Source organism: Pseudomonas sp. 05N432 (assembly GCF_056396945.1).
Map to the genome: position 1 here is coordinate 133,123 of NZ_JBFTMM010000013.1, position 18,000 is coordinate 151,122.

The window sequence follows — 18,000 nt, forward strand, 5'->3', positions numbered from 1 at the left end:
CGCAGTATGAAAGTTTGCACTTCGCAACGTTCGCCACCTTTATATCCACCTACACGCCAGTTGACCACTCACCCAGCACTCTCAAGATTGACAACATATTACTGTGCCGTCAGCGTATTCCTACGTAACAACAGGACCGTAGAAGCTGTCCCCCAGCACACATTGCACTTAACTTGTCACGCGCAGCCTGTGCCCGCAAAGGCCCAGACCCCCCCCTAAAAAACACTGCACGCCGATGGATTGACACGTGCAACAGAACGCAGGAGCACACATGCCACGAAACACGGTAAGACATTTAAACAAGCAGGCCTGGATGAGCGAAGTCCTGGATATTGACACCCTGAAGTTAACCGACATTATCTGGCCAGGCGCCCACAATTGTGGAATGGATAAAAAGGCCCCTAACTACGACGTGCTGATCGGTCATTGGACAACCTGTCAGAACGATACATTTTCCTGGCAACTGGCCCAGGGTGTCAGAGCGTTCGATATACGCCTGGGGTATAAGCCGGGACACGATCAGGATATTTTTTATTTCCACCACAATGGCCTGGAATCTCATCGCGTCCTGGATGAACTTATCGACGCCGTTCTGGCGTTTCTGGAACGCAATCCCAACGAGTTCATCGTGCTTGATTTTCACCTTCTGGCGGGTGGCAAGCACGCCTTCGACTATAAAAAGTTCAACGCCTTGCTCTCGAGGCGGCTGGGACACACGGCCATTCCATTTTCACAATCGCACCTCTCCATCGGGCAACTGAAGCGAGCCAGCCCTCGTCGCAGGCTAGTGCTGGCCGCCCATGGGCCGGATGATCTTGATGAAACCACGTTCTGGCCAAGAGTTGTTCACAAGTGGAGCGACAAGGCATTCACTGATATCGACGATTTGCGCAGCCACATTGCCAACACATTGAGTAGTGAGCATTCCGGCGATTTTCTATGGTCCCTGTCAGCCACCAGTTATTCGTTTCTTGGAGGTCCCGTGGACATCAAGCACTCTATCAACGACTGGTTTCACCAATCACGGGACTGGGTGAGCCGCTGCTGCATTATCAACACCGACTTTGTCGAAGAGTCCGAAATTGTTCGTTATTGCTGGATAGCCAGCAGCATGAAGGCCGTCAGCATGCGCTGATAGCGCTCGCGCCAGGCGCGTACTTCAAGACTGGTGTCCCTTTCTTGAAGAAGGCATTATCGGCTGCAGTTACCCACAAGCGTGCAGCCATGACCCGAGCGGCAAGAGTCACCGACCCCTCATACGAACTGATGGACGACCACAACGGGTTGTCCATCATTTATCGCCAGCACGGATTCCCCTGCCCGCTGGTGCGTTGGCATTTCCATAAGGAATACGAACTGCACCTGATTGTCGCAAGCTCAGGCAAGGTGTTCATCGGCGATTACATCGGCAACTTTTATCCCGAAACGCTGTTTCTGACCGGCCCTAACCTGCCCCATAACTGGATCAGCCAGGTCGCCGAAGATGAAGTGGTACCCAAGCGCGACATGCTGGTGAACTTCACCGATGAGCTGTTCGAAAGCGGCCATCAGGTGTTCAGCGAACTCAAGAGCCTGACACCCCTGCTGGAACGTGCGCAGTACGGCATCGAGTTTCGCTGTAAACACACGATCCGCCAGGCCATGGACCTGATGCAGCGGATCGCCGACGCCAAAGGCGTTACCCGCCTCGGGTACTTTTTCATTCTGCTGGAGTTGCTGGCGGCCACCGACGATTACCAGTTGCTGTCCGGTGCCACCACGCCGCAATTGGCCGACGAACACAACATCGACCGTACCAACCGGGCAGTGGATTACATCTTTGCCCACTACGCTCGCGAACTGCCACTGGAAGAAGTCGCCGAACACCTGGGCATGAAACCGACCTACTTCTCGCGAGTTTTCAAACAGGCGACCGGGCGCTGTTTCATCGAGTTCGTCAATCGCTTGCGCATCAGCAAATCCTGCGAGCTGCTGGCCGATGGCGATAAACCGGTAACCGAGGTGTGCTTCGAGTCGGGCTTCAACAATATATCCAACTTCAACCGGCGCTTTCAGCAACTCAAAGGCATGACCCCTTCCCATTACCGTCGGCTGGCGGTGCAGCGTTTGACTGAACAAAATCTCGGTTAGCCGAATAGGTTCAGGCTTCGGCAAAGCGCCGTAGTTGCATTTCCTTCAACCGGCTGTGGGTCCGGCGAAACGGGAACTCCAGGTAACCCTCGGTATACAGCTCATCCATCGGCACCTGCGCGTCGAGGTACAGCGGCACTTTGCGGTCGTAGCACTCGTCGACCAGCGCGATAAAGCGCCGCACGCTGTCGTCGTGAACCGACAACTGCGGCAGTTCGCGGTCGCCGGCCTCGACGCGCTCGGCACCATCCTCGGTGCCTCGGGCAATGCGACCGGGGCGCTGATGGGCGCTGAGGTTGGGGACTTCGCTCAACAAAATAGCGCTGAAGCGATCACACAACGCCATGAAGTCCATCGCCGCAAATGGCTGCTCGCACAGGTCCGCGTAACGGCACCAGAGCACGGTTTCACTGGCCTTGACGACCGTTACCGAGCGATAGCCGATGATCACCGGATCGCTGGATACCGACTGTCCTTCGGTCAGTTGTTTGAACACCTCACTCATCGGATCGGGCTGACCGGGTGCGCTGACCCAATAACGCTGCAGAGCTGCCCCAGGATGCAATCGGTGATCTTCGCCACCATCCACCGCCACCACTTGCATGTGGCCTTTGATCGCGGCAATCCCCGGCAAAAACCGGTCACGGTTGAAACCGTCTGCGTAGAGCTGATCCGGTGGTTGATTGGAGGTGCAGACCATCACCACGCCTTCGTCGAACATCACCTGAAACAGCCGCCCGAGGATGATCGCGTCACCGATGTCATTGACAAACAATTCGTCGAAACACAGCACCCGCACATCCCGGGCCAACTCACGGGCCAGAGCCCGCAGCGGGTCGGCGGTGCCGGTCAGTTGGAACGAGCGTTGGTGCACCCAGCCCATGAAATGGTGAAAGTGCTGACGCCGCGCCGGCACCCGCAGGCTTTGGTAGAACTGATCCATCAACCAGGTCTTGCCACGCCCGACCGGGCCCCAGAGGTAAACCCCGGTGACCGGCGTTCGGCCCTGATGCAAGGCTTCGTGACACTGCTGCAATGCCATAACGGCATGTTCTTGCGCGGCATCCGGCACGAAGCCTTTTTGCTTGATTGCGTATTGGTAAGCGCTGAGGGGTGAATCGAAGGTCATATCGGCCATGGGTCCGAACGCAAAAGTCCAGAGTATGCCACGACACACGTAGCAGCTGCCGCCAGGCTGCGCATGTATTCAGATAGACCGAGAAGACCGGATTACGAGTGCTTCGCCCTCGAACGCAGGCTTCGCCAGYTGCTACAGAACTCKCGGCGCACACCATTCCGTAGCAGTTGCCGCAGGCGACGTCCGGCTGCGCAGCAGTCGTAAAACCATSCCCCTCGGTGATTCAGGTTCACCGAGTCGTCAGCATTTACGACCGCTRCGCRATCGAACGCAGGCTTCGCCAGYTGCTACAGGGGGGGCTAGAGCGAGATATCGAGTCGGGCGATCTTGCCTTGCTCGTTCAGGCGGAACACATAGCGCAGTTCCAGCGGGCTGCCGGGGAACGTGCCGGAAATCAGGTTACTGACCAGAACTTTGCCGGTGCGTTGCTGCACCTCCAGCACTTCGACCCGAGGCTGGTAACGTCTTGCGGTGTCTTCCATCCATTGGGCGATGGCCTGGGTGCCGACCTGATGGGCGCCCTCATCGAAAACATTCGCATCCTCAGCGAAAAAACTGGCGACCGCCGAACTGTCACGGGCATTGGCGGCAGCGATATAGGCGGCAATGGCAGGTGCGAGTGAAACGGCTGGGTTCGACATGGTACGGCTCCTTGTTGGTTGATTCTGGAGCCATTTTAAAGCAGCGCTGTGTCAGTTCTTGTCAGGAGTGAATCGCCCTGCTTCATCCAGTTGCATCGCCTTGCGCCAGGCTCGCAACAGGTCGCTGCGACGCCCCGGATAGCGTTCACCCAGCTCTTGGGCGGCGGCAATCCGGTCGGTACGAAAGGTTCGATAATCCCCGCGCAACTCGCACCAGGCAACGATCACCCGTGCCTCATTCAGAAAACCCAGTGCCAACGGCCAGATCAACCGCTGGCTAGGGGTTTTGTTCACGTCTGCGTAATCGATATGCAACTTGGCCTGCGCACGAATCGCCTGGCGAAACACATTCAATTCCACAGCGTTTTGCGGATAACCGTAACCCGGTGGCCCCGGCAAAACCGTCGGGTTGCGCAAGGCTTCCTGAGCGTCCGGCGCCAATACGGCGGCAATCTTCGCCAACGCATCGGCGGCGGCCTTGCTCAACACCTCATCGCCACGCTGATCGACATAACGCAACCCCAGCACCACTGCTTCCGTCTCGTCGGCATTGAGCATCAACGGCGGCAGAAACAGACCGCTGCGCAGCACATAGCCGATACCCGCCTCGCCGAATATTGGCGCACCGAGGGCCGTCAGTTCGGCGATATCGCGGTACAGCGTGCGCTCCGAGATCTCCAACTCGCTGGCCAGTGTCGCCGCCGTCACCGGACGACTTTTACCGCGCAGCACTTGCAACAAGGTCAACAACCGACTGGTACGCGACACGATCAGCCTGCTCTGTGGAATGAAGGTTGACGGAGCTTAGCAGAGGCCACTGTCAGAAACTGTCAGCAGCAAAAGCCCCTTGTGGGAGCGAGCCTGCTCGCGATAGCGGTGTGACAGTAACTATTACTGCCGAATGTAAAACCGTCATCGCGAGCAGGCTCGCTCCCACAGGGTTAACGTACGATCAAAACGAACGTGTTGCCTGATTTTACGACTGCTTCGCAGCCGAACGCAGCCTCGCAGGCTCGGCAGCTGCTACGACGGGTGTTTAAGCTTGCCTACGCAGTGCCCATCAGAGGCTACAACGCCTTGCGTCATGGCCTACACCTGCGCCAGAATCCGCCGGCTTGTGCGCTTTGGTCCTCGCCTCTATCGTTTCCGTGTCGCTGATTATCAGCGATCGGGTTTGGTAGCCCGGGTAAGGCGCACAGCTCCGGCATTTCCATTCAGTGACGCTTTTTTGTCGTCTGCTGTTTGTTATGGCGGCTGTGCGCAGGGCGCCTTCGGGTGCGCCGGTTTCCTTACCCGGTCTACCAACCTGCGTTCAGTCGCCACCCTATCGTTTGGTAGCAATAGGTTGCGACTCCACTGTTAAGTAAGGAGATTCGCCATGTTCAAAGCCACGCCCAATCCCCCCGAAACCGATCCGGTTTCCCCCTACGCCTCCCTCAATTCAAAAGAACTCCACGCCGCCGCGCACCGTGCGCTGGATCATTACCTGGTGCTGCCGGAAACCAAGACATTGCTAGCCGACCGACGCCCCGGCTGCATTTTCGTCATCGCTCCCGACGTCGACAGTGAAACCCTGCTGGCCCACGCCTGCGAGACCCTCGCCTCGGCCAATGTCATGGCCAGCGATCTGGCGTTCGAACTTGAAGGCCCCAAACGCAATACCGCGCTGGCGATTCAGCAGATGATTTCCCTGGCCGAACTCGCCGTGAATCGCGCCCTCGATCACCTCGACCCACCTGATTCTCCGCAGTAGCCAATCCGGCTTCAGTCATAGTGGCGAGGGAGCTTGCTCCCGCGGGTCGGTCCGCGCTCGGGCGAAGCGACCCTAAAATCAGCCACCGCGAATATCCAGATGGAACGCGATTGCCGGATTACGACCGCTTCGCGGCCGAGCGGGAGCAAGCTCCCTCGCCACAGGTTCTCGGCCGTGTCTGCGAACAACACAAAACCCGCCACCTTTTCACAAGGCTGGCGGGTTTGTCGTTCCAGCCCCGTCCGTTTTGAACAACCGCGCGTTGCCCTCGATGCCTGCGGCTGGCATCCTGCGCCTCCCTTTTCTGACCTGGCCTTTTTGGCGCCCTCCCCGTGACCTCATCTGACCACTCGAAAACTGCGCTTCGTTCCGACCTGATCTACGGCCTCAACGACCGCCCGCATTTCACTGCGACCCTCTTCGCCGCGCTGCAACATGTATTGGCGAGCTTCGTCGGGATCATCACGCCGACCCTGATCATGGGCAGCGCCCTGGGCCTGCAAAGCGAAATCCCCTACCTGATCAGCATGGCGCTGTTCGTCTCGGGCCTGGGCACCTTCGTTCAGGCGCGGCGTTTCGGACCGATCGGTTCCGGCCTGCTGTGCCTGCAAGGCACCAGTTTCTCGTTTATCAGCGTGATTCTCAGCGCCGGGTTCATGGTCAAGGCGCGTGGTGGTGGCACCGATGAAATCCTCTCGACGATTTTCGGCGTGTGCTTCTTTGCCGCGTTCATCGAAGTGGTGCTGAGCCAGTTCATCGGTAAGCTGCGAATGCTGATCACCCCGGTAGTCACCGGCACCATCATCACCCTGATGGGTTTGTCGCTAGTCAAGGTCGCCATGACCGACATCGCCGGCGGCTTTGGCGCGACGGATCTGGGCGCCGCAAGCCACCTGGCGCTGGCCGCATTGGTGCTGGGCACCATCGTCGTGCTCAACCGGGTCGATGTACCGTTCCTGCGCCTGGGCGCCATCGTTATCGGCCTGACCCTCGGTTACGTCGTTGCGTGGCTGATGGGTGACGTCGATTTCGCCAACATGACCGCCGTGCCGCTGATGAGCGTTCCGGTGCCGTTCAAGTATGGCTTCAACTTCGACTGGGTGGCGTTCGTTCCGGTGGCAGTGATTTTCCTGGTCTCGCCGCTGGAAGCGGCCGGCGACCTGACCGCCAACTCGATGATTTCCCAGCAACCGGTCAAAGGCCCGATCTACATTCGGCGGATCAAATCCGGCTTGCTCGCCGACGGTCTCAACTCGGCGATGGCCGCAGTCTTCAACAGCATGCCGATGGTGACCTTCGCGCAGAACAACGGGGTGATCCAGCTCACCGGCGTGGCCAGCCGCTACGTCGCGTTCTTTATCGCCGGACTGCTGGTAGTGCTCGGGCTGTTCCCGATGATTGGCGCCGTGCTGCAACTGATGCCCAAACCCGTACTGGGCGGCGCTGAGCTGGTGATGTTCGGCACCGTAGCGGTGGCCGGGATCAAGATCCTCGCCGAGGCAGGCCTGCATCGGCGCAACATGCTGATCGTCGCCATTTCGCTGGGCATGGGGCTGGGTGTTGCGGCCGTACCGGAAGTGTTGCGCGAATTGCCCAAGGCGTTGCACAACATCTTCGAGTCGCCGATCACCGTCGGCGCATTGTGCGCTATCGTGCTGAATATCTTCCTGCCCGAAGAGTTCATCGAGCTGGAAGAAGACGATTTTGATCCGGAAGCTTCGATCCTCACGGTCATGGAGAACCCGGATGTCACGCCGCACGGCGAACCACTCAAGCCTTCCGTGGTCGCACAGGTGAACCGCTAACGCCGCTCGAGGGTCGAGCCGCCGGCGGTTCGACCCTTATCTTTACGAGAGCTCGTTCATGCGCAGATTCCTCGCCTTAAGCCTTTCCCTGCTGTTGCTCAGCCTGAGCGCCTGCGCACTGTTCCCCAATCGTGATCCGCTGAACATCAACGTGGTCGGCATTGAACCGCTGCAAAACCAGGACCTGGAAGTGCGCTTTGCAGTGAAACTGCGTCTGCAAAATCCCAACGAAACGCCCATTTATTACAACGGCGTGGCCCTGAGCCTCGAGGTCAACGGCCAACCCCTGGCCACTGGCGTGAGCGATCAAACCGGATCGATTCCGCGTTACTCGGAAGCGATCATCACGGTGCCCGTGAGTATTTCGGCGTTCTCCGTGCTGCGTCAAACCCTTGGCCTGAGCCAGACGCAATCGCTCAACAACCTGCCTTTTGTATTACGCGGCAAGCTGTCTGGCGGTGCGTCAGGCACCGTCCGTTTTGTCGACAAAGGCACACTCAACCTGCCTGGCTCGACAGCCGGCATCTGGTAAATCAGCCGCAGAGCACAGCGTCTCAGATAAACCGCACACCGGGTTTGGCCCGTTCATCCACGGTCAGCTCGAACACGTCCGGGCGCGCATAGTGCCCGACCACGTCGTAGTCGTAGCGCGCACGCACCAGTTCATCGATGTCGATCTCGGCCGTCAGTAAACCTGCACCGCCCAACAACGGACCGGCCAGCACGTCGCCCATTGGGCCGATGATTACACTGCCACCGGCAATCAATGGGCGCTCGGCCGGCCAGTTGGCAATTTCCAACCCCAAGGCTTGTGGCGATGGCTGGACCTGGCAGGCGCTGACCACGAAACAGCGGCCTTCATGAGCGATGTGGCGCATGCTGACTTGCCACATTTCGCGCTCGTCGACCGTTGGCGCGCACCAGACTTCCACACCTTTGGCGTACATCGCCGTGCGCAGCAGCGGCATCATGTTTTCCCAGCACACGGCGGCGCCAATGCGCCCGACCTGGCTGTCGATCACCGGCAGTGTCGAGCCGTCGCCCTTGCCCCAGATCAACCGCTCGGTGCCGGTGGGCATCAGTTTGCGGTGCTTGGCGACCAAGCCGGCTTGCGGTTCAAAGAACAACGCGGTGCAGTACAAGGTGCTGCCTGAACGCTCGATCACGCCTAGCACCAGATTCGCCCCGGTTCGCGCAGATAAACCCGCCAAGGCTTCGGTTTCAGCACCCGGCACATCGATGGCATTGGCGAAATAGCGCGCAAACGCCTCACGCCCTTCCGGCAAGCGATAACCCAACTGCGTGCCGAAGCCTTCGCCCTTGGGGTAACCGCCGAGCAACGCCTCGGGCATGACCACCAGCCCGGCGCCAGACTCGATGATCGCCTGTTCATAAGAAAGAATCTGTTCCAGGGTCTCGCCCTTGCCGCCTGGCAACGAACCGATTTGCAGTGCAGCAACAATGGACTTTGGCATCGCGGTAACTCCCTGAGCATTGAGGTATTGCTCATTCTCCGGCCACCGCCGATCATGAATAAAGCCCCGTTCACTGCTGAAAGATATGAGCCAAATGAATATCGCCGACATCGACCTCAACTTGCTCAAAGTCTTCGAAGCGCTGCACGACGAGTCCAGCGCCAGCCGCGCCGCCCTGCGTTTAGGTGTTACGCAATCCGCCGTGAGTGCAGCACTGCGCCGACTGCGCGACGTCTACGCCGATCAATTGTTTGTGCGCACCGGTCGCGGTCTGGCGCCGACATTGCGCGCCAATCAATTGAAACCGGTCGTCAGCGACGCGCTGAACAAGTGCCGACAAAGCCTGGCGATGGTCGATCCGGCGGCCAACCAGTACGAAGGTCGTTCAGTGATTGTCGGTTTATCGGATGATTTCGAGATTGCCTATGGCCGGCGATTGATCGAGGAAATCGCCCAGCGCGCGCCAAAGCTGCGGCTGATCTTTCGTCAGACCCACAGCCAGATCGTGGCTCAGGCCTTGATGGAGCGCAGCATTGACCTGGCGATCACCGCCGGCGGTTTTGCCGAACGCTTGCTCAGCCGTCAGGTGCTGGGTGAAGGGGGCTATCAGTGCCTGGTCGACCCCGATAGCCTGGCCGACGGACAACAGGAAATAGGCCTCGACGAGTTTGTCGCTCGCGAGCACATTCTGGTGTCGTCTGGAGGGTTTATCGGCATTACCGATGAGGGTTTGGCGGGGCTGGGATTGAGTCGCCGGGTGTGTGCGTCAACCACGCATTTTGCCGCGTTGCCGTTCTTGCTCAAGAGTAGCCGGGCCGTGGCGACCATTCCGGCCCATGCGGCGCAGAGCATCGCGGCACTCAGCGGGTTGACCGTGCTGCCCTGCCCGCTGGCATTGCCGCGCTACCCGATCGAACTGGGCTGGCGAACCAACAACCAGCTCGATCCGCTGTTGCTGAAAGTGCGTGAAGCGATCGTAGCGAGCTTTTTACAAGCGTCTACTTGGCGGCCATCAAGCGATTGACTTCGCTGCGGACCATATTCGCGTATTCCGGCGGTGACATGGCATCCAGTTCAGAGCGCACCCACTCGGCCCATTTGCCCTTACGCTTGGAGCGCTCGCCGAACAAGCGTGCTGCTTCGCCTTTGGATTTACCCAGGTTGCTCTGCCAGAGATCGAACAGACGGGACTTTTCATCTTCAAGCGCAGCGCGCTCGGCAAGGGGCTTGTCGGCCAGATTGAAGCTCATGGGAGTTACCTGCTGCATAAAATAGGCAACATCTTACACTGTAGGTGGAAATCTCCAGAGGCAGATTTTCCATTGGCGTTGATTTTCAGGGCAAAAAACCTGCAACTTTTCCGCCGCGCCTACACTCCATTGATCACTGTCCCTTAACCTGCAAGGAGTCACCTGATGGCCCGAAAAACCCCGGTGCAAGCAAACGACGAGCAAATCAAGGATCAAGTCTTCAGCGAGCTTCAAGCGTTGATCGAAGAATCGGAGAAACTGCTCAAAAGCAGTGCCTCGCTGGTCGGTGAGGAAGCTGAGAACCTGCGCGAACAAGTCGCGCTGAAACTGCGGCAGGCACGCGATTCTGTCTCCAGTGTGCGTGAACGGACCCGGCCAGTGGTCGAGGCGACCGAAACCTACATCGGCGGTCACCCTTGGCAAACCGTTGCGATCTCGGCCGGGTTCGGTCTGGTGGTCGGGTTGCTGCTGGGGCGGCGCTGAAATAACAAAGGCGAGCCATGGGCCTAATGCCAGCCAGTTAGGAGCTTCCGGGTACAACGCATAATCCGTAGCAGCTGGCGCAGCCTGCGTTCGGCTGCGAAGCAGTCGTAAAATCTGGTCATGCGGTATGTCAGACAGACCGTGCAAGTAGGACTTACGACTGCTGCGCAGCCGAACGCAGGCTGCGCCAGCTGCTACAGGTTACGTCATGGCTCTCAATTACCCGCCAGTTCGCGCAATTGCGCCAGGGTCTGCGCATCGAGCGCGATGCCCCCGGCCAACGACTTGGCCCGCTCGCGATGACGTCGGTCACCCGGCAAACGCCGCAGTCCCACAGCATGCATCTGCCTGACCAGTTCTTCACTGCGTTCGGCGAAGTTCTGCCCGGCGGCTTTGCTCGGGTCGATCACAATCAGTAACTGGCCGGTCCACGGGGTTTTCGCCCCGGGATGATTCGACCAGTCGAACTCGAACGAGAAGTTGCCACCGGTCAACGCCGCCGCCAGCAGTTCGACCATCATCGACAACGCCGACCCCTTGTGCCCGCCGAACGGCAGCAATGCGCCGCCCTCCAGAATCGCTTTCGGGTCCTGCGTTGGCTGGCCCAGGCTGTCGACACCCATGCCGGGTGGCAGACGCTCGCCCTTGCGCGCAGCGATCTGCACGTCGCCATGGGCGATGGCGCTGGTGGCCAGGTCGAACACGATCGGGTCTGCACCCGCGCGTGGCGCCGCGAAAGCAATCGGGTTGGTGCCAAACAGCGGGCGATCAGCACCGTGCGGCACCACGCAGGTCATGCTGTTGACCACACTCAGCGCCACCAGACCTTCATAGGCAAAGGGTTCGACGTCTGGCCAAAGTGCCGCGAAATGATGGGAGTTGCGGATCGCCATGACCGCGATGCCGGCGCTGCGGGCTTTCGCCACCAACAGTTCGCGGCCTGCAGCCAACGCCGGTTGGGCGAAGCCGTTGCCGGCATCCACCCGGACAAAACCCGAGGCCACATCCTCGACCACTGGAACGGCCTTGCCATTGACCCAACCGCTGTTGAGCGTCGAGACATAGCCGGGCATCCGGAACACGCCATGGCTGTGGGCACCATCGCGTTCGGCGCCCGCACAGTTTTGCGCCAGCACCCGGGCAACCTCGGGGCTTGTGCCATGCCTTAGAAATATCGATTCCAGTAAGCCAACCAACTCTTCGTACGACAAGTGTTGCGAGACTGCATTGACGGCATGATCGTGTGGCACAGACATCTGAAGCTCCAGGTTTTTTATTGGAGGGGGCAACAGCGTACGGGGACCTTACAGGCTGATTAAACACCGTTTTGCGAGCCCTCTGTCAACCTTCGTCGTTCAACGACGCCGAGACCTGCAACGGGCCTGATCATCAACGATGCAGGCGCCGCGCATGCACTAACTATCTACCACCGTTTGACGCTGCCAAGACGCTAGCCTTGGGCTTTCTTCCTGCGACGTAGAACCGTCGCTTCAGCTGAGGCAAAAACAATGACTGACGATTCGTTACCGCTTTTTTTTCCTGAAGCATTACGCGACACCAGAATATTGAGCCCACGCATCCGGGCCATGGGTTTCACACTCGCGGACCTGTCCTGGCTGCGTACCGTTGAACTGGCGACCCACGCACTGCGCTCAGCACAAACAATACCGATGACCGTCGAGAACATCATGCTGAAGGCTGCGGGTTCAGACGCCGAGCCCCTTGCGGGCAGCTTCATGATGCATCCGGTACCCAACGGCACACAGGCCATCCTCTACACGCCCTATGGCGGGCTGCAAAAGTTCGATGATCGACAAGCATTGTTGAAGGCGCTGGACGACAAACTGAAAAATGCTGCAGAGCGCAAGGACCTGTTGCGCTTTCTCCCCATCGCCCAACGCAATGCGTCAGGTACCAACGACGCACTCACATTGACAGGTCAAGTCATCGACGGTCTGGTATTCGAAGAACAGACCCGCATTCTGAAACAGAGCCATCGTAAAAATGTCGAGCTCATGCTCCAGGAGCTGAGCGCAATACCGACACTGACGGACATGCTCAATCAATTGCTCAACAACGCGCTGCGCAAGTCCTTTCCCAAGCTCGATCAAAGCGCCACCCATGTCAGCTTTTTCGTTGAAAGCCGGGCCGCTGGAGCGACGAACACTACCACCGCTCGACATCAGGTGGACTCCATGCCCCTGAGTGATGCGCTACTGCGCTTTTACCTGCATCAAACATGGCCTTTGGGACAGGTTCGCGAGTTCACCAATCCTCTGCAACCCTCCTCCCCCGTTAACCCGGTACATCAGTATCAGTGGGAGCAGGCCACAAAGGCGCTCGCGGCAAGTTTGATGCCCATGCTGGCAAGTCTGCTGCAGGTCTATTGGGCAACAGACGTTCATACCGGTGTTTCTCGCCGGGACTTCTTTGCTCAAGCCATGAGCGACAAGGCCCGAACGGATCTGTTGTTGAAGCGCCAGAGCGCAATCATCAGCCCTGAGCAAAGCCTGGCATTGACCGCACTCCTCGACCACGAAAGCGCTACACGCAGCAACGCTGCCAGCGACCTGAAACCGGAAAAAATCCGCATCTGGGAACACCGCGAGAATTACGTCGAACTGGCTGGCGCCATGATGCTGAACAGCGACTCCACGGCTTATCTGTATACCCAGTCCAATGGCTTGCAGGTCCTGAAAGATTACGCCGACCTTAAAGCGATCATACAAACCATGGTCAGGTCGGCCGGACACGACGACGAACTGTACAGCTTGCTGACACGGCAACAGCGTGATGTGTTTCTGGGCTTCGACAAGCCTGAGGTGTCGGGAGTACCGATGCTTGGTCCGGTGTTTCACGACATGGTCGACGACATCATTGCCAAGCAACAACACAGCATCACGGATGCACTGGACACCTGCCGACACAGCGATGGTGCCATCGATGTCCAGGCCTTGTTCGACCGGGCACTGGATGTGCGTGGCATGCTCGACAATCAATTGCTGGCGACAGCAATCTCGGAGCGCTGGAGTACGCGCCCGCTGATTTCCGGCGACAATCGTCCTTCGGTCCTGCTGGCAGAAAAGGCTGCCCTGTCGCTAAAAACATTTCAAAGCGTTCAATCGTCCCTTGACCTGAAAACAGCCGCTCAACCTTCAGGCAGTGTTGAACAACAAAGCACTTTTCTGGAGACCATCAAGGCCGATCTCGCCCATGCAATGTCGGTGGGAATCCGCGGTGAAGCCACGCTGAGAGTGAGCACCAAGACACTCCGTGCAGACGAAAAGGCCATGCTCGATACCCTGCTCAACCCCGACAAACCGACCCGAAATCAAAGGGAGGCGCTGAACGGGTTTCGACCAGATGCCTGGTCGTTGACGCTTGAGTGCTCGACTGAGCCGGATCCAATGCCGCTGGCCAACTGCTTTTTGCTGACCGAGCGTGGCGGGCTTGACCCGGCACACTCCGGTCGGGCGATCCTGTGGACGCCCGGGCGCGGGCTCGAAACCTTCAGTTCCGTCACCAGTGTCAAGGTCGAGCTGGGCAGGCGTCTCCTGGATGACGAACAACGAATGCTGCTCCTGGAAAATATCCCTCGCACGCAATATCGCCCACACCGAACCTGCACGCTTGGGCCTTTTCGACTGATTGAAAGAAATGTGCTTCAGGATCGTCAACAATCAGCCATCGAACAGTACCTGGACGCCCGAAGGCACACCCATTCACTTGAGTTGCCCAGCTCGGTGGTACAGGCTGATTTTGAGCAACACAAACAGACTCCCACCCCACTCAACCTTCAGCGTGCGATGCAGATTGCCGAGGGGATCGTCACGCAACAATCACTCCCCGTCTGGCTCGGGGCGGCGCCCGAGAGTGAAGTGCTGCGACACCTGGAAATACTGGAGCAATTACGACACAGCATAGAGAGCGGCAAAGACTACCTGCATGATGTCAAGCCGCTGACGGACTATGCCCGCGAACAACTGAAAGCGCTAATGACCAGGCAATTTCCGGGAGCCAGTCTCGATCCGGATCAACTGTTAGTGACGCCCAATCTGGCGCTGGCCGGTCCTGCGCGAACATTGACCGATTTTGCGCTGAACCATACCAATACCTTGCAAAACACCGGGTTCAGCATTGCCTCGAAAATCGCTCAGACGCTCCCGGCGGCCCTTGATGCCAGCGCAGTCAAAAGGCTTTTGCTACAGCTGGACATCAAGGCGACCTATCGTCAATTTCTTTCAAATACATTGGCGATCGACGCGCCAGGTGTCGCGACCCGACAGCTGCGATTCATCAAGCAACTGCCCTGGCAACTGCTGTTGCATGCCCACACGCTGAAGCTTCAGGGAAAACTTTCCGAACGCGGCTTCGGGTTGGTTCAGCAAGTTCTCGACATGCCGGACGCCCTGGCACGCGCAGCGGTAACGGGCGCCAAGGCAATCGTGCGTCCCCTGGAGCTGATCGCGACAGAAGGCGCCGCGGCCGTCAAGACATTAGGGCTCTACCTGATCGGAGAATCCGCTGCGGCGCCGCAGATTCTGTATGCGCCATACGACAGGCATCTGGGAATCACCGAGTATGAAAATGAAGCCAGCGTCCTGAACGCAATCAACCTTCCGGGGGCATTGCAGGATCTGCTGATCAGACGCCTGCCGGATCCGCATCAGGCGACCTACAAAAATTTGCTGGCCGGCAGCGGCACGTCCGACATTCGACTGGCATCCAGTCCTGTCGATGGAAATCTGTTGCACCAATTGTTCATCGATAACAAAGCGCTGCTGTCACACATGCTCGACAGTCAATCGCAACCTGCCGGGCAGTCCGACTGGGAGGCGCTCAAGGCATTGTTCAGCAAAGGCCTCAGGTACGGCATAGAGTTTCTGCCAGGCAAACTGGCGATCCCCCACCTTCTGTGGGAAAGCTACACGTCATTCAAACAATCGGCCGAGGCCCTGCAGGACCATCATTGGAAGGCTGCGCTCAAGACCTTTATCAACGGCGTGTCGCAAATGGCGACACTGGGCAAGTTGTTGCATCAACCTGGCGCTTCGACCGCTGAGCCGGTCGTGCACAGCGGACCCGTCGTCGAAAAGCCTTTCGTTGCCACCGACATTGCCAAGGTCGATCTCACCTCTCCTTCTCGCACTCTGCTGCAATCCTTTGAAGCCAGCACCATCGAGTTGAAAAAGCTGGGTGCCAAGGCTGTCGACGGCACTTACCTCGATTCAAAAACCAGGTACAAATATGCCCCGGTCAACGGAAAGGTTTTCCGGATCGAAAAGTTCGGTGTGGCACCACGCATCGTCGATGATCAACGACAAGGCCCTTATCTGAAGAACAGCGGCACGCAGTGGGTGCTGGATCCGGACGTGCATACCGTTCATTTCGGTAAAACCATGTCTCAGATGTACAACCAGTTCCAGTCCCACTTCAAGGCGCGAAAACACATCAACATAGAGGCTCAAGGCATGGAGGCCATCCGTCAGCTCTACCCGGAAAGGGCCCGGATGATTGAACAGTCGCTGGATCTGGCCCGTTCATACGCATTCAACAGTCTGCACAATCTGGTTCAATTGAGAGCCGTCACGCCCGGAACACGGCTGGATGGCTTTTTCAAAGCGTTCTTTGATGTGCCGACGGTCGATAAGTCCCTTCTGGATAAAATCAAGGCAACCATTGTTCCGCTGTGCAAGGCACTGGTAGATCCGACACTGGACAAACTCGACCATAAGCGCTTTGTCGTCGGTTCAAACCGTTATCCCTGGGAAGGCTTGATTGCCTTTGTATTCGACGATGACCAGCAACAGAAAGTGCACTTTACAGAGAAGTTCTTCGATCAAAATCTAAACCACTACAACCATGTGCTGACGGAGCCCTTTGATGTCGTTGCCCATGCGCAGGCGGCAACGCTGATCCATGAGTTCTCGCACCTGTTTTCAAATACGCTGGATATCGCTTACCTGGAATCGAGAAGACCCTTCAGCGACCTGATCTCGACGATCACCACTCAAGCCAGCAAGTTGAAACAGGATCAAGAGCAATTTCAGCGCGAGGCATTGTCGATACAGACCCCCATCGATGAATTGTTCGCCTACTGGAACAGCGCGGAGAAAGCCTGGCAGGACCTCGATGACATTCCTGCCGCCAAAAAACTGAGTGATGGGATCAAGACCATCACCGGCACCAGCAATCTGAAGGAAGCCCGCAGAGTGTTTCGCGACCGGGCTTCACCGGATCGGCGGATCGACACCATCCTTCGCAATGCCGATTCTGTCGCACGTCTGGTCTGTGAAATGGGACGTCAACTCGACCCGGTACCTGTGACCGAAAATTGATGCCCGTGAATCAAACGTGAAGGGTAGTTTTCGCCGGCTCATCGCGAAGGTTGGAATCCAGGAAAGACCACCCCGGCAGCTGGCGGGAATGTGCCTTGTCGAAGTAACGCGTCAGCATGAAGAAAATTTAATGTGGCCAGCCCCGGAAAAACAGTGCATCTCACCTTACGCTGACGTAACCCCGACAAATTTTCTACATCCGAGCCTTCATGATTTGCGCAGCTCATTCGTCATTAATCAATGAGAGCACCCATCACTTTTTTTCCTGATCAGGCTCTGAAAAGGAGTTTTTGCATGTACAACTCGCAACTGCCAACGGATGGCAACCTTGCGCCAAACGGATCACTGAAACTGGACGTTGGCGCGTTCGCCGAAAGCGCTGAACGCCACAGCAACGAGGACATCAGGCAACTGCTCAAAAGCTTCGGCCTGCGAACCAGCCTGATTCGCCTGAAAGTGATCGACGCGTTACTGACCGCCATCGAAAACGATCGTCCGCTGGGCGGACGCGGCGTGCACAGCCACTTGCTGGACCTGGGTATTCCCCTGTCCTTTCTCAGCGTTCGCGAAGTGTTGAAGCGACTGTGCAGCGAAGGCGTGATTGTCTTGAACGAAGACAAGAGCTACAGCCTGCACCCTCAAGCCGTAGCCGTGCTCTACGGCAGTCAATGACGCATACCGCGTCGTTTAAGGCTTGACCTTGCGGCGCATCACACCATTGATCACCACGACGATCACCGCAACGCCAATGGCGATGTACTGGAACAGTTTTTCGCTGATCATCCCGGCGTTCTGCATGTACGACAGACCAAGCATGATCCCCAGCACGACAAGGGAGATCAGAATCGAATATTTCAAACGTTGCGACTGGGTCATTGCGGGTTCCTGAACCTGAAAATATGTATCCGGTTTGTATCGTGATGCATGCCAAGCTCATACGCTTCTTCGGGGATGAGCGGCTGCAAGCGGGGTCTCATGTTACAGCCC

The 18,000-nt window shown here is 57.9% G+C and carries 18 protein-coding genes; 9 read left to right on the forward strand and 9 right to left on the reverse strand.

Annotation, left to right across the window (positions count from 1 at the left end):
* The first annotated feature begins 271 nt into the window (after positions 1-271).
* Together AC1DHT_RS15605 and AC1DHT_RS15610 are read left to right on the forward strand one after the other, a co-directional pair.
* Positions 272-1,135 (forward strand): phosphatidylinositol-specific phospholipase C domain-containing protein, encoded by an 864-nt coding sequence (locus AC1DHT_RS15605; protein WP_427537394.1) that lies wholly within the window; start codon positions 272-274, stop codon positions 1,133-1,135.
* 89 nt (positions 1,136-1,224) lie between these two features.
* Positions 1,225-2,130, forward strand: a complete 906-nt coding sequence (locus AC1DHT_RS15610) for an AraC family transcriptional regulator (RefSeq protein WP_427537606.1) — start codon at positions 1,225-1,227, stop codon at positions 2,128-2,130.
* A gap of 10 nt (positions 2,131-2,140) precedes the next feature.
* Here the strand turns inward: AC1DHT_RS15610 and zapE are convergent, their stop codons facing one another.
* The 3 genes from zapE to AC1DHT_RS15625 form a co-directional block, all read right to left on the reverse strand.
* Entirely contained in the window at positions 2,141-3,259 is a 1,119-nt protein-coding gene (zapE, locus tag AC1DHT_RS15615; RefSeq protein ID WP_427537609.1) for a cell division protein ZapE, read from the reverse strand.
* A gap of 308 nt (positions 3,260-3,567) precedes the next feature.
* Positions 3,568-3,909 carry a nuclear transport factor 2 family protein gene (locus tag AC1DHT_RS15620; RefSeq protein WP_427537396.1) on the reverse strand — a complete coding sequence of 114 codons (342 nt, stop codon included), beginning with the start codon at positions 3,907-3,909 and terminating at the stop codon, positions 3,568-3,570.
* Between the two features lie 51 nt (positions 3,910-3,960).
* Entirely contained in the window at positions 3,961-4,677 is a 717-nt protein-coding gene (locus tag AC1DHT_RS15625) for a helix-turn-helix transcriptional regulator (RefSeq protein WP_103314518.1), read from the reverse strand.
* A gap of 610 nt (positions 4,678-5,287) precedes the next feature.
* On the opposite strand from AC1DHT_RS15625, the gene AC1DHT_RS15630 reads away from it, so the two are divergent.
* The 3 genes from AC1DHT_RS15630 (at position 5,288) to AC1DHT_RS15640 (ending at position 7,999) form a co-directional block, all read left to right on the forward strand.
* Positions 5,288-5,662 (forward strand): DUF6124 family protein, encoded by a 375-nt coding sequence (locus AC1DHT_RS15630; RefSeq protein WP_054597191.1) that lies wholly within the window; start codon positions 5,288-5,290, stop codon positions 5,660-5,662.
* A gap of 332 nt (positions 5,663-5,994) precedes the next feature.
* Entirely contained in the window at positions 5,995-7,467 is a 1,473-nt protein-coding gene (locus AC1DHT_RS15635) for a nucleobase:cation symporter-2 family protein (protein ID WP_427537401.1), read from the forward strand.
* A 58-nt stretch (positions 7,468-7,525) separates the two neighbouring features.
* Positions 7,526-7,999 carry an LEA/WHy family protein gene (locus AC1DHT_RS15640; protein WP_427537404.1) on the forward strand — a complete coding sequence of 158 codons (474 nt, stop codon included), beginning with the start codon at positions 7,526-7,528 and terminating at the stop codon, positions 7,997-7,999.
* A 22-nt stretch (positions 8,000-8,021) separates the two neighbouring features.
* On the opposite strand, the gene AC1DHT_RS15645 is transcribed toward AC1DHT_RS15640, so the two are convergent.
* A complete protein-coding gene (locus tag AC1DHT_RS15645) occupies positions 8,022-8,942 on the reverse strand; it encodes a carbon-nitrogen hydrolase family protein (protein WP_427537407.1) in 921 nt (306 codons plus the stop codon).
* A gap of 85 nt (positions 8,943-9,027) precedes the next feature.
* On the opposite strand from AC1DHT_RS15645, the gene AC1DHT_RS15650 reads away from it, so the two are divergent.
* Complete coding sequence (locus tag AC1DHT_RS15650; RefSeq protein WP_427537410.1) at positions 9,028-9,966, forward strand: LysR family transcriptional regulator; 939 nt, start codon at positions 9,028-9,030, stop codon at positions 9,964-9,966.
* Here AC1DHT_RS15650 and AC1DHT_RS15655 read toward each other — a convergent pair.
* Positions 9,941-10,192, reverse strand: a complete 252-nt coding sequence (locus AC1DHT_RS15655) for a hypothetical protein (protein ID WP_019690567.1) — start codon at positions 10,190-10,192, stop codon at positions 9,941-9,943. The two genes, AC1DHT_RS15650 and AC1DHT_RS15655, sit on opposite strands and share 26 nt — an antisense overlap.
* A gap of 165 nt (positions 10,193-10,357) precedes the next feature.
* On the opposite strand from AC1DHT_RS15655, the gene AC1DHT_RS15660 reads away from it, so the two are divergent.
* Entirely contained in the window at positions 10,358-10,675 is a 318-nt protein-coding gene (locus AC1DHT_RS15660; RefSeq protein ID WP_347929938.1) for an ElaB/YgaM/YqjD family protein, read from the forward strand.
* 215 nt (positions 10,676-10,890) lie between these two features.
* Here the strand turns inward: AC1DHT_RS15660 and AC1DHT_RS15665 are convergent, their stop codons facing one another.
* The 3 genes from AC1DHT_RS15665 to AC1DHT_RS15675 form a co-directional block, all read right to left on the reverse strand.
* Positions 10,891-11,931 (reverse strand): Ldh family oxidoreductase, encoded by a 1,041-nt coding sequence (locus AC1DHT_RS15665; protein ID WP_427537413.1) that lies wholly within the window; start codon positions 11,929-11,931, stop codon positions 10,891-10,893.
* A 194-nt stretch (positions 11,932-12,125) separates the two neighbouring features.
* On the reverse strand, positions 12,126-12,413 hold the full coding sequence (locus AC1DHT_RS15670) for a hypothetical protein (RefSeq protein ID WP_427537416.1): 288 nt from the start codon (positions 12,411-12,413) through the stop codon (positions 12,126-12,128).
* Between the two features lie 169 nt (positions 12,414-12,582).
* Positions 12,583-12,858 (reverse strand): hypothetical protein, encoded by a 276-nt coding sequence (locus tag AC1DHT_RS15675; RefSeq protein ID WP_427537419.1) that lies wholly within the window; start codon positions 12,856-12,858, stop codon positions 12,583-12,585.
* Positions 12,859-13,446: 588 nt separating this feature from the next.
* Between AC1DHT_RS15675 and AC1DHT_RS15680 the strand changes: the two genes are divergently transcribed.
* Positions 13,447-17,013: a dermonecrotic toxin domain-containing protein gene (locus tag AC1DHT_RS15680; RefSeq protein ID WP_477750005.1), complete on the forward strand. Its 3,567-nt coding sequence runs from the start codon at positions 13,447-13,449 to the stop codon at positions 17,011-17,013.
* 294 nt (positions 17,014-17,307) lie between these two features.
* Entirely contained in the window at positions 17,308-17,685 is a 378-nt protein-coding gene (locus tag AC1DHT_RS15685) for a fe2+ zn2+ uptake regulation protein (RefSeq protein WP_427537425.1), read from the forward strand.
* Positions 17,686-17,700: 15 nt separating this feature from the next.
* Here AC1DHT_RS15685 and AC1DHT_RS15690 read toward each other — a convergent pair whose 3' ends face one another.
* Positions 17,701-17,889, reverse strand: a complete 189-nt coding sequence (locus AC1DHT_RS15690; protein WP_019690573.1) for a hypothetical protein — start codon at positions 17,887-17,889, stop codon at positions 17,701-17,703.
* Between the last annotated feature and the right edge of the window lie 111 nt (positions 17,890-18,000).